This window comes from Acinetobacter sp. YH01005, assembly GCF_013420465.1.
Classification (GTDB): Bacteria; Pseudomonadota; Gammaproteobacteria; order Pseudomonadales; family Moraxellaceae; genus Acinetobacter; species Acinetobacter amyesii.
In genome coordinates this window covers 175,632-188,584 of the sequence record NZ_VOYA01000003.1, presented here as the reverse complement: position 1 = coordinate 188,584, position 12,953 = coordinate 175,632, and the positions used below count along the sequence as shown (strand labels likewise).

9 protein-coding genes and 1 pseudogene are annotated in these 12,953 nt (G+C 40.8%); 7 read left to right on the top strand and 3 right to left on the bottom strand.

All coding sequences use genetic code 11. The annotated features are described in order from the left end of the window. Positions 1–528: 528 nt before the first annotated feature. From FTT72_RS02425 to holA, 4 genes are all read left to right on the top strand, one after another. Positions 529–825 carry a DUF4124 domain-containing protein gene (locus tag FTT72_RS02425; RefSeq protein ID WP_373683082.1) on the top strand — a complete coding sequence of 99 codons (297 nt, stop codon included), beginning with the start codon at positions 529–531 and terminating at the stop codon, positions 823–825. Between the two features lie 128 nt (positions 826–953). Then, positions 954–3,575, top strand: coding sequence for a leucine--tRNA ligase (gene leuS / locus FTT72_RS02420; RefSeq protein WP_180177796.1), 2,622 nt, complete (start codon positions 954–956; stop codon positions 3,573–3,575). Positions 3,576–3,776: 201 nt separating this feature from the next. After that, on the top strand, positions 3,777–4,310 hold the full coding sequence (lptE, locus tag FTT72_RS02415; RefSeq protein WP_078192675.1) for an LPS assembly lipoprotein LptE: 534 nt from the start codon (positions 3,777–3,779) through the stop codon (positions 4,308–4,310). Positions 4,311–4,319: 9 nt separating this feature from the next. Then, positions 4,320–5,318 carry a DNA polymerase III subunit delta gene (gene holA / locus FTT72_RS02410; RefSeq protein WP_180177795.1) on the top strand — a complete coding sequence of 333 codons (999 nt, stop codon included), beginning with the start codon at positions 4,320–4,322 and terminating at the stop codon, positions 5,316–5,318. On the opposite strand, the gene FTT72_RS02405 is transcribed toward holA, so the two are convergent. Next, a complete protein-coding gene (locus tag FTT72_RS02405; RefSeq protein ID WP_180007206.1) occupies positions 5,315–5,764 on the bottom strand; it encodes a bacteriohemerythrin in 450 nt (149 codons plus the stop codon). The genes holA and FTT72_RS02405 overlap by 4 nt on opposite strands. Before the next feature lie 514 nt (positions 5,765–6,278). On the opposite strand from FTT72_RS02405, the gene FTT72_RS02400 reads away from it, so the two are divergent. Genes FTT72_RS02400 through FTT72_RS02390 form a run of 3 tightly spaced genes read left to right on the top strand, consistent with a single transcriptional unit; the run spans position 6,279 to position 11,027 of the window. After that, entirely contained in the window at positions 6,279–7,631 is a 1,353-nt protein-coding gene (locus FTT72_RS02400) for a MacA family efflux pump subunit (protein ID WP_180177794.1), read from the top strand. A 2-nt stretch (positions 7,632–7,633) separates the two neighbouring features. After that, complete coding sequence (locus FTT72_RS02395; RefSeq protein ID WP_180177826.1) at positions 7,634–9,613, top strand: MacB family efflux pump subunit; 1,980 nt, start codon at positions 7,634–7,636, stop codon at positions 9,611–9,613. A gap of 10 nt (positions 9,614–9,623) precedes the next feature. Continuing rightward, positions 9,624–11,027: an efflux transporter outer membrane subunit gene (locus FTT72_RS02390; protein ID WP_180177825.1), complete on the top strand. Its 1,404-nt coding sequence runs from the start codon at positions 9,624–9,626 to the stop codon at positions 11,025–11,027. A 29-nt stretch (positions 11,028–11,056) separates the two neighbouring features. Here the strand turns inward: FTT72_RS02390 and FTT72_RS16380 are convergent. Both FTT72_RS16380 and FTT72_RS02380 read right to left on the bottom strand, forming a co-directional pair. Further along, positions 11,057–12,047, bottom strand: a pseudogene (locus FTT72_RS16380) (hypothetical protein). Between the two features lie 156 nt (positions 12,048–12,203). Then, on the bottom strand, positions 12,204–12,941 hold the full coding sequence (locus tag FTT72_RS02380) for a putative type VI secretion system effector (RefSeq protein WP_257233390.1): 738 nt from the start codon (positions 12,939–12,941) through the stop codon (positions 12,204–12,206). Between the last annotated feature and the right edge of the window lie 12 nt (positions 12,942–12,953).

Sequence of the window (12,953 nt, the reverse complement as noted above, 5' to 3'; positions counted from 1 at the left end):
TGCACTCATTCGAAGGGTGATCGATCTAAGGCATATAAAACTAAAGACAGCATTTTTGTAGTTTCAACCATTAAAGTCAAGTTTAAAAATGGGCTTTTTTCTGATTACTTACAGACCGTTTGTTTTTTAAGCACACTCCCGTTCTTTGCATTCTTTGTAGTTTGTTTATTTATAACCAGTTAGCATGTATTTAATAAAATACTTTTATAAATCTAATAAATAAATTAAATGAATTGCTGTGGGTTTTTAATTCAATTGCCTCACTTTCAACTTAAGGCATGGATTAAATGATAAAAACACAATATTTTGATTGCTTATTAATTCCACAATTCATCATTCACAAATCATCATTCACAAAGTTACTCATCCCACGCGATGCCCCTTTTATCCTTTGTGCTAAAAAATGCATAGATTCTGCTGTCAAAAAAGCGCAAAATTTTCAGCATAATTTTGCATGATCACTATAACTTTGGGACTGAATTTATGATGAAGACGACGATTGCACGAACTGCCTGTATTTTATCTAGCATGGCGTTTTGCCTGACCAGTTTGGACCTTTCAGCGAAAGAATATTACAAATGGGTGGATGCTAAAGGTTCAACGCATTACACCACCACGCCACCGCCAAAAAATGCGCAGCGTAAAGGTAAAGTAAATACCTATGGTGCAACAACGACTACGCAATCAACTCCAGCAAAAAACCAAGAAGAGGTTTCACGTGAAGCCGAACAGTCGAATGAACAAAATGAGCAACAAGCAGAACAACAACGCGAAGCCAATGCAGCACTCCGCCAAGCTCAAGCGGTGGCTGCCGCAGCACAATAATTCACGCCAAAGTCCTGCTATATCGACTTAAATTATTTACATCTAGGCAGCATCGCAAAATTCACTCTAGGCGTATTTTGCGCTATGCTGTAGCACAAACTTTTTAACCGTTATTTCTATTTACGTTTATGACTACTCACATTGACCCTGAATATCAAGCCAGTGCGATTGAACCTACAGTCCAACAAGACTGGGAAAATCGCAAAGCCTTCAAAGTTGCCGACCAAGTAGAAGGACCACGTCGTTATATCCTCTCTATGTTCCCTTATCCAAGTGGCAAACTGCATATGGGTCATGTGCGTAACTATACAATTGGTGACGTGATCAGCCGTTTCCACCGCTTACAAGGTGAAACTGTACTACAACCAATGGGTTGGGATGCTTTCGGTTTACCTGCTGAAAATGCGGCAATTGCCCATCAAGTCGCTCCTGCAAAATGGACTTTTGAAAACATTGATTACATGCGTAATCAGCTTAAAAAGTTAGGTCTTTCTGTAGATTGGGATCGTGAATTTGCAACTTGCACACCTGAATACTACCGTTGGGAACAATGGTTATTCGTTCAGCTTTATAAAAAAGGTTTAATTTACCGTAAGCTTTCAACAGTGAACTGGGACCCTGTAGACCAAACTGTTTTAGCAAACGAACAAGTTGAAAATGGTCGTGGCTGGCGTTCGGGTGCATTGGTCGAAAAACGTGATATTCCAATGTACTACTTCCGCATCACTGACTATGCGCAAGAATTACTTGACGATTTAGAAACATTAAAAGACGGCTGGCCACAGCAAGTTTTAACCATGCAACGTAACTGGATTGGTCGCTCACAGGGTATGGAAATTACCTTCCCTTCAGCGAATCCAGACGTTTATGCAGATGGTTTAACTGTATTTACCACTCGTGCTGACACACTCATGGGTGTGACTTATGTTGCGGTTGCAGCAGAACATCCGATGGCACTTAAAGCTGCGGAAAGCAATCCTGAGCTTGCTGCATTTATCGAAGAGTGCCGTATGGGTTCTGTTGCAGAAGCAGACCTTGCGACTGCTGAAAAGAAAGGCATGGCAACAGGTTTGTCAGTTAAGCACCCAGTTACAGGTGAAGAAGTTCCTGTTTGGATCGCAAACTACGTCTTGATGTCTTACGGTTCAGGTGCGGTGATGGCAGTGCCTTCACACGATGAACGTGACTTCGAATTTGCCAACAAATATGGCTTAACCATCAAGCAAGTGATTGATGCCAAAGGTGCAGACGATGCAGACTTTGACGCAACCACTTGGCAGGAATGGTACGGTTCTAAAGAAGGCAAACTGGTGAATTCAGGCGAATTTGATGGTTTAGACTTACAAGGTGCGTATGATGCATTCCTTGCAAAATTAGAACCGACTGAACTTGCCAACTCGAAAGTTCAATTCCGTTTACGTGACTGGGGTGTTTCTCGTCAGCGTTATTGGGGTTGTCCAATTCCTATGATCAACTGTGAAAAATGTGGTCAGGTTCCAGTACCTGAAGAACAGCTTCCAGTTGTATTGCCAACGGACGTGGTTCCAGATGGTTCAGGCAACCCACTCAACAAAATGCCTGAGTTCTATGAAACCACTTGCCCTTGCTGTGGTGGCGATGCTCGTCGTGAAACAGATACGTTAGATACTTTCGTAGAATCGTCTTGGTACTATGCACGTTATGCATCTCCAGATTTCACAGACGGTATGGTGAAACCTGAAGCGGGTCAAACTTGGTTACCTGTGAACCAATACATCGGTGGTGTTGAACACGCGATTCTACATTTACTTTATGCACGTTTCTTCCATAAATTGATGCGTGATGAAGGTGTGGTACAAGGTAACGAACCATTCACTAACCTTTTAACTCAAGGTATGGTGCTTGCGGATACTTACTACCGTGAATCTGAGTCAGGTAAGAAAACATGGTTTAACCCTGCCGACATCGACTTAGAACGTGATGAAAAAGGCCGTATCATTTCTGCGAAATATCAAGGTGATGGTCAAGACGTCGTGGTTGGCGGTCAAGAAAAAATGTCGAAATCGAAAAATAACGGTATCGACCCGCAAGCGATTATTGACCAATACGGTGCAGATACTGCACGTGTATTCATGATGTTCGCAGCTCCACCAGATCAATCACTTGAATGGTCTGACGCAGGTGTTGAAGGTGCAAATCGTTTCTTAAAACGTGTATGGCGCCTAGCAACTGGTTTCCTTGAACAAGGCAACTCTGCTGCAAACATCGACAAAGCGACACTTTCTACCGCTGCACAAGACTTACGTCGTAAAACACACGAAACCATTCAAAAAGTGGGTGATGACATTGCACGTCGTCATGCCTTCAACACCGCGATTGCTGCGATGATGGAACTTTTGAATGCAAACAATAAGTTTGAAGCGAAAGATGACAATGACGTTGCCGTTGCACGTGAATCAATCACAACCCTTCTAACTTTACTTGCACCGTTTGCACCACATTTAAGCCAAACCTTATTGGCAGAATTTGGTATCGAATTAACATCAGCACGCTTCCCTGTTGTAGATGAATCTGCGCTGACTCGCAATACACAAACGATTGTGGTTCAAGTGAACGGTAAGCTTCGTGGCAAATTAGAAGTGTCTGTCGATGCCACTAAAGATGACATTCTTGCACAAGCAAAAGCATTACCTGAAGTTCAACAATTCTTGACTGGCCCAACCAAGAAAGAAATTGTGGTGCCGAATAAATTAGTGAATTTGGTGGTTTAATTTAATCCCCCTAAATCCCCCTTTATAAAAGGGGGACTTCCCGCTCCCAATAAAAAATCGGGTCTCCTCCCTTTTTTAAAGGGAGGTCGGGAGGGATTAAAAAACAATTCCCAAACAAAGCCCGTTGCGAGTCAACGGGCTTTGACTTTACAATCCACACAGGATTTCAACATTATCCCTTCGGGAAACAGAGGACACTTTATGCACTTGGTTCAACGTGTTGCTGCAATTGTATTAACTATGGGCCTGAGCGCAGGCATGGTCGGTTGTGGTTTTCATTTAAAAGGCACCAACCCTGCTGCTGTACCTGTAGCCTATTCCAATATGCGATTGGCACTTCCTGAAGATACGGATGACTTACATGAAAAGTTAGCGATTTATTTAGGTTCGGCAGGCGTGCAATTGAGCAATAATCAAAATGCCTATGTCTTACATGTGTTGGATTACACTCCGCGACGTTTAGAACTCAATGGTAAATTGGTTGAAACTTTACTGCGCCTGAATGTGACGTTCCAAATTGAAGATGCTCAAGGTAACCCTGTGACAGAACCACGTACATTGATGGCAACACGTAGCTACCAATACGACGTAGCAACCGTGAACACTGATGACCAAGAAGAAAAATATTTAAAACAAGTGATTATTGATGACATTGCACAACAGATCGTGCGCCAAATTTCATCAAACCGCTTACCAAAAGCGAACCCACTAACTGCACCGACCAAAGCTGAGTAATTTTGATTTATGAAACTTGACTATCTTCAGGCATTAAAACGTGTAGATGAAGCGCAAGGTGCCTGGGTGCTACATGGTCAAGAGCCATTACTTGAACAAAATCTCCTGGATGCATTTCGTAAGAGTTGGAGCGCTAGAGAAATCGAGCGTCAACGGTATGACATTAGCTCTGCTGCTGATTGGAAAAATGTCTTTAATGCTTTAAATAGCTTGTCATTATTTTCCAGTCAACTGGCAATTGAGGCACATGGCAGCATTAAACCCGATGCCAATGGACTAAAACTGTTAAAAAGCTATTTGCAGCAAAATGAAAGTAACTTGCTGCTCGTGGTCATGCCGAAGCAAGACAGTGCGAGTTTAAAGACCAGTTTTTTCCAAATCATTGATGCCAATGGAGTCAATGTTGCACTGACTGCAAACTACCCTAAAGATCGTCAGCAAATTTTGGCCGTTGAAGCACAAAAGCTTGGCATTCAACTCGCCAATGATGCTTGGCAATGGCTAGAACAGCATCATGAGCACAATTTACTGGCGGCAAAAAATAGTTTAATGCGTGTCGCAGATACTTTTCCTGAAGCAGAGATGATCCAGATAGATCATCTGTACTCTTGCTTACAAGATCAGTCACGCTACACCACCTATGATTTAAATGATGCCATGCTGCAAGGCAATTTGGCGCAATCAATTAAAATTTTTCAATACTTAATCGCTTCAGGCGAGCCGATGTCGCTGATTTTATGGAGTATCAGTAAGGAAATGCGTTTGCTAATGCAACTGTTTGAGCAGCCACAAAATGCTTTGCAAATTGGTATTTGGAAAACCAAAGTCGGACTGTATCAACAAGCTTTGCGTCGTTTAAATGCCAATGAGTTTTTGACGTGGCCTGCCCTGTTGTTACGTTTAGATGCCTCGATTAAAGGTTTGGGACATGAAAATGCCGAACATCTGATTATGCAAGCCATTGCTCAGATGTGCGGTAAAAGGTTATTTCCGTCCCTGTTGACTTAACTAAAAAAGCGAGCAAACCAACTTTTGCCTTTTTTCTGTTCCTGCGAGCGCAGATAGTGCAGCATATTGTCTCGCACTGAATCTACATAATCTTGATCATCATGCTGAATGTGATTAATCAGCCATTTAGACAATAAACGATATAAATCTTGTTCAACCGAAACACCATTTTCAAATTTGGTTCGATACTCATTCAGTCGCCTCACAAAATGCTCATGAATCCCACGATGAGACGGCAAATACTGATAATGTACCTGTTCCAATAAATTTTCTTCAAAGCTGAAATGCGATTGTGTATAGTCAATCAAATCATCCAAAACCTCTTTGATTTTCTCTCGACTGCCATTCACGAGGATTGCTTCCAACGTATTGATATAATCTAAAATCTGGCGATGTTGATTATCAATAACATCAATGCCGATATTATATTTTTCATTCCATTCCATATCTAACCCCGACTTATATTCCTATTTTATTTTGTATATTTAATGAAAAAAAACCACTTATCATTAAACCCATAATTTTTTTATGGGTTTTGATCTTAGCTGCATTTTTAGAACAAGACTATTGCAAAAAATCACACACGCTCAACAAAAACTGTGCACACTAAAGCACAAACACAATGCATATTTTTATTTTAATATCATTAACATAGGCTACAAAAAAGCTTTATAGCACCACTTTTTTTAATTTTCATTCAACTTTTTTCTAATTTGAAATTAGATTCAAATAAATAGGCATGAAATATGCTTTTTGTACTTTAATTGGCATTTAGTTACAGTTAAAAAATTATTTTACGCAGTAGAATGAGTCTGTTTACAGATTCTGCTAAGTCCCTTCATATCAATCGGAAAGCCTAAAGGGAAATAATAATCATTACTTCTTTGCTAAAATATTCACAATTTATCCGTATTTAACTCTTATAATTCAAATAACTTTCTTAACGCTTTACTGCCAATCATGCCAAAAATAAAACCAGCAAAATTGATCGTAGCCATCATCGCTGCTCTGGCGATCGCTGTCACAGCATGGCATTTTTTCAAACCAAAACAAGAGCAACCTCAGTACATTACGGCCGAAGTCAGCCGTGGGGATATTGAAAACTCAGTGCTTGCCACTGGTGTGCTTGAAGCAACTAAAATGGTCAGCGTAGGAGCGCAGGTTTCAGGTCAAGTAAAAAAAATGTATGTGCAACTTGGCGATGAAGTAAAACAAGGTCAATTGATTGCGCAAATCGATTCGGTACGTCAGGAAAATGACCTTAAAACAGCCGAAGCCAGTATTAAAAATCAACAAGCGCAATTGGCAGTAAAAAATGCAAATTTAGCCAAAGTCGATGCTGAATATAAACGTCAGCAAGCGATGTACGCTCAAGATGCGACTAGTCGTGCAGAACTTGAATCTGCGCTAGCAAGTTATAAAACTGCGCAAGCTGATATTGCAGCCATTAATGCACAAATCGAACAATCACGTTTAACTTTAGCGACTGCAAAAGAAGACTTAGGCTATACACAAATTGTTGCACCAATGGATGGAACCATCGTGGCAATTGTGACGGAAGAAGGTCAAACCGTAAACGCCAACCAAAGTGCGCCAACCATTGTGAAATTGGCAAAGCTCGACACCATGACCATTAAAGCTGAAATTTCTGAAGCTGATGTGATGAAAGTCCAAGAAGGTCAAAGTGTTTACTTTACGACGTTGGGCGACAGTGAAACAAAACACTATGCAACCCTGCGCCAAGTTGAACCTGCGCCGAACTCAATCAACACCGAAAGCAACAGCAATACCTCTTCGTCTTCAAGTACTGCGGTTTACTACAATGCGTTATTTGATGTCCCAAATGAAGACGGCAAATTGCGTATCGATATGACTGCTCAGGTGTATATCATTTTAGATGAAGCCAAGAATATCTTGACTGTACCTGCCGCAGCCGTACAAACCTCGAACCGTCCACAACGTAGCCGAAATAATACGTCTACCGATGGTGAATCTGCTGATAAAAATACCAACGCAGAAGCTAAATCGAATAAAGATAATCCAAACCGTCCTAAAGGTTTAGAACTAACCGAAGCTGAAAAAGCATTGGTCAAACAAGGTAAAGCGAGCGTTGCTATGGTACGTGTATTGCAAGCGGATGGTTCTGCACAACCTCAACCTGTATTACTTGGTTTAAATAACCGTGTGACCGCACAAGTGATCCGTGGCCTAAAACAAGGTGACAAAGTCGTAATTGCCGACGGTTCAGATACCTCTAATGATTCAGCGAAACGCAGCAACCGTGGTGGTGCTGGCGGCCCAATGAGAATGTAATGATGAGTCAAAATCAGACGCCTCTACTCGAGGTCAAGAATCTGACTCGTGAATTCCCTGCCGGTGAAAGCACAGTCCAGATTCTAAAAGGGGTTAATCTTGAGATTTACCCAGGTGAACTGGTAGCAATTGTAGGTCAGTCCGGTTCTGGTAAATCTACCCTCATGAACATTTTGGGGTGCCTTGATAAGCCAACCAATGGCAGTTACAAGGTCAAGGGGCGTGAAACCCGTGAACTTGAACCAGATGAACTGGCACAGTTACGCCGTGAATATTTTGGCTTTATTTTCCAGCGTTATCACTTACTCGGTGATTTGAATGCTGCAGGTAACGTTGAAGTTCCCGCAATCTATGCCGGCGCAGATGCAACCGAACGCAATGCACGTGCCAAACAACTGCTGACTGACTTAGGACTGGGTGAAAAAACCCAAAACCGTCCGAGTCAACTTTCCGGTGGTCAGCAACAACGTGTGTCGATTGCGCGTGCTCTGATGAATGGTGGCGATGTTATTCTTGCCGATGAACCCACTGGTGCATTAGATAAGAATAGTGGTATTGAAGTAATGCGGATTTTGCGCGAACTCAATGCCAAAGGTCATACCATTATTTTGGTCACGCACGACCATAATGTTGCAAAAAATGCGACTCGAATTATTGAAATTTCAGACGGTAACATCATCTCAGATCAGCCCAATGTGCCTGAAACAGATGATGAACCTTTAGAAAAGCAACAACTAGTTCCAAACACCCAGAAAAAAACCTCGAGTTGGCGCTCTGCCGTTGATCGTCTAGGTGAAGCATTCCGTATGGCGATCCTTGCCATGAATGCACACCGGATGCGGACCTTTCTCACCATGCTCGGGATCATTATCGGTATTGCCTCGGTGGTATCCGTGGTGGCCTTGGGTAATGGTTCGCAAAAGCAGATTTTAGAAAATATCAGCAGCTTGGGGACCAATACCATTACGGTTTATCAAGGTCGAGGCTTTGGTGATAATTCCAGATCATCCCAAGCCAAAACATTGGTTCCAGCCGATGCGACGGCCCTTGCTGAACAGCCTTATGTCGATGGCGTTAGTCCTTCAGTCAATTCATCTGTTACAGCACGTTTTAAAGACACTGAAGCGTCGACCACAGTGAATGGCGTGAGTGAAGATTTCTTCTATGTCAAAGGAATGAACTTCGCTTCGGGTCAGTCTTTTGATAAAGAAAGCGTGACTGAGCAAGCGCAAGATGTGGTGATTGATAGTAATACTAAAAATACCTTCTTTGCAGATGGCACCAACCCTGTGGGTCAAGTCATTTTATTAGGCAGTGTGCCGAGCCGTATCATTGGCGTGATCGAAGAACAAAAAAGCATGATGGGTAACTCAGATAGCCTGAATGTGTATTTGCCGTATTCAACGGTTATGAGTCGTATGCTGGGGCAGTCTAATGTGCGCAGCATCATTGTCCGCGTGAAAGATGAATACCCAAGTGCCGCTGCTGAAAACGCCATATTAAACTTATTGGTGCAACGTCATGGCGCGCAAGATGTCTTTACACAAAACTCCGATAGTATCCGTGAAACCATTCAACAAACCACTGCAACAATGACTTTATTGGTGTCTGCGATTGCGGTGATTTCATTGATCGTCGGTGGTATTGGGGTCATGAACATTATGTTGGTTTCGGTGACTGAGCGTACCCAAGAAATTGGTGTACGTATGGCCGTGGGTGCCCGTCAAAGTGACATTTTACAGCAGTTCCTGATTGAGGCGGTGTTGGTGTGTATCTTAGGCGGTGTGCTTGGGGTTTTATTATCTTTAGGTATTGGACAATTGATTAGTCATTTTGCCGGTGGAACATTTCAAATGGCCTATTCAACGACGTCTATCGTTGCTGCATTTGTCTGCTCAAGTATGATTGGTATTGTGTTTGGCTTTATTCCTGCACGTAATGCCGCACAGCTTAACCCTGTCGATGCGCTTTCTCGCGAATAAGGAAATAATGATGCAAATGACCTTAACTAAACTTGCAAGTGCCTTCATTCTTGGAAGTAGCTTAGTCGGCTGTGCCGCTGTGGTTAAGACACCGTATGAAGCTCCTGCAACACAAATCCCGACGCAATTTCAAAATGCGAAAGCCATGAGTCAGCAAGTTCATGCAGATACGTATGCTGACCAATGGTGGACATTGTTTAATGATGCTCAATTAAACCAGTTGGTGAATCAAGTTTTAGCGGCCAATACAGACCTTGCTGTAGCAGGTATTAATTTACAGCAAGCTCGACTAAAAGCTGGTTTGGCTGAGAATCAGCAAGGGCCACGCGTGAGTTCAGGTGTTTCGACTGGACATAACTTTGACTTTAACTCAGGCGATGACTCATCAAAAGGTGTATCACTCAGTGGTGGCGTCAGTTATGAAGTAGATTTATTTGGTCGTTTGGCTAGCCAGACTGAGGCCGCAAAATGGGAAGCTTTAGCAACTGAACAAGACCTGCAAGCCACTGCCCAAAGCTTGATTGCAACAACAGCAAACTTATATTGGCAACTTGGCTATTTAAATGAGCGCTACAGTATTGCGCAGCAAAACTTAGCCAGTACGCAAAAAACCTATGACTTGGTCAAGGTGCAATATAAAGCTGGCGCTGTGTCAGGTTTAGATCTAACGCAAGCGGAACAGTCGGTCCAAAGTCAAAAAGCGACCTTAAGCCAAATTGCCCAACAAAAAGTGGAAACACGTACTGCATTGGCTGTGTTATTGCATCAACCTGTGCAACAACTGAATATTTCAGAGCCGCAGCGCCTACCTCGAATTGCATTACCGACGATTGCAGCGGGTTTACCAGCCGAGTTGTTGTCTCGCCGTCCAGATTTACAAGCGAGCGAATTAAGATTACGTAAAGCTTTGGCAAATAAAGATGCAACGAAAGCGAGTTACTACCCTTCGATTAGTTTGACTGGCAGTTTAGGCTCGAGTAGTACCTCTTTGAGTAATTTATTACAAAACCCTGCTTTGGCTTTGGGTGCAAGTTTAAGTTTGCCTTTCTTGCAATATAACGATATGAAGAAAGACCTTGCGATTAGTGATTTAGATTATGAAAAATCTATTATTCAATATCGTCAGACCTTGTATCAGGCTTTTGCCGATGTGGAAAATGCGCTTTCTAATCGTACTGAGCTCAGCCAACAAGTTGCTTTGCAAGAGCGTAATGTACAGCTTGCAGAAAAGACTGAACATTTAACAGAAGTACGTTATCGAAATGGTGCCATTGCGTTGAAAAACTTACTCGATGCACAAGAAACCACACGTAATGCGCGACTGTCTTTGGTTCAAACCAAGCAGAGTCAATATAATGCTTATGTGACTTTAATGCAGGCGTTGGGTGGTAGTCCGATTAAGCAGTTGCCTTGATTTATATTAAAAAAGCCCTGAGGGGCTTTTTATTTATCCATCATTTTAAACATCGTAAATTCAAAATTATCTTTTGCACTGATTTCTTCTGGCCGCTCTAAATTCATTTTATTTTTTCTTATGACATCATCATGCCAAACGGGCAATGGTTTGATATGCAATAAAATTCTTCTCGCCACAAAGTTACACACATCAAAGGGATAAGAAAACAATGCTGGAACCCAATTATAGTGATAAATGATTCTAAATGACTTCCAGGTCTCTTCCCAGCTTTCTTTTGCACCCACGACCTTTTGACAATAAGTTAGTTGGGTAAACGGATCGATGGTACCGTACATAGGATGCGGTTTGGGATATAGCTCCTCTGGCCCTTTCATCATAAAGTGACAGATAAAGGTCCATAAACCTTGGGTGCGGAATATTCCAATCATTGGAAAGCCAATCACAAAGGTATGTTTCAATATGCCGTCTTCAACGATATGTGCCCGAAGTTCTCGTAGAGGAATACCAGAAAGCCCAAAACTACTACCCATGATATAGACCACATCCGTCCATTTTTTTTCTATATATTCTTGATCATTAATATAGAAAAAAACCTTGCCTGTTTTTCGGTTAAAAAGAACAGGCTTACAAATAGGTTGTTTATGATCATATTTAAAGTAAGGACGTAGAAATGCAACACAAGGAAGTCCTATTACAAAAAGTACAGCTATAAGGAAAAAAAAAAGCCTCTCCTACACTAGAATTATCAAGAAAAGAAAGAATACCAATGTAGTAAAATAAAAATAAAAATAATGGAAACATTGGAATTAATAAACTTATTCCTTTTCCTAACCTTGCATAAGATTGATCAATCAATTCGATATAATCATCATTCATGCTAATAAATGACCAATTATGATTACGTTTAGAATCATTTTCTGGTTTAAGTAGAACGTCTCCTTCATCTAACTGAGAAAAAGGAACATCTTGTTTAAATACATCATAACCAAAGTCATGATTTTTTATTTTACTTTTCATACTAACGATATACCAACTTTAGACCTAATATTTTTTCTTCAATCGTTTGGAATCTTGATAAACTCTGATCTGTAGATAGTAAACATTTACGAATCCATTTTTGGATATCATTATCTTGCTTGGGCAAAATATGCAATTAAAGATAAAATAGACTTTTCATTTCTTATCAGAATAATCCTCAGGATAAGGATCATCTTTAATAACTTTTCGATAATCATAAATAGATTCTAAAATTAATTTCTCTGATGTATCTTCATGTCGTGCAGTTAATAGATATATTTCTTGAGAGTTTTTAAAGCCATACAAGTCAAAAATTTGTTCTGAGTTTTCACTGAGATATATTAATGAATTTGCAGAACTTTTTATAATGTACATAAAAATAAAATATAAGATAAAATACCCAAAAAACCAAATTGAGATATTTTCAACTGAATAATCTCCAGGTAAAATAATCCAAATAAAAATAGTAATCAAAACAGCTAAGGCGAACCAAATATAGCCTCCTTTCTTAACCGACGAATGAAACTTTTTCACAGATGACCCCATTCCAATCTGCATATGTAGGATGCCTGTTGAAGGGCTTAGCACTGATAATAACTCATAAACATTTTCTTCAATTTTTTTTGCAGCACAAACTACATATTCATTCTGTTGTAATAAAACACGATGAAATTGACCAACACAAACCTTTCCATCAATTTTCATAACAAGAGTTTCGATATGCAAACGTGACTGAGAAGCCAAAAATACACTTTGTGTTCCCAAAGTAACACTGCCTGCTAAGGTTCCAAGAATTGCAGATGAAGCTATTAATGAGTCGCCGTTTCCACCTAGAGCATTTAATACACCCTGATGAACTTCTAACTCTCTAATATATCCTTCTAATTTAATCATATCTTCTCTATA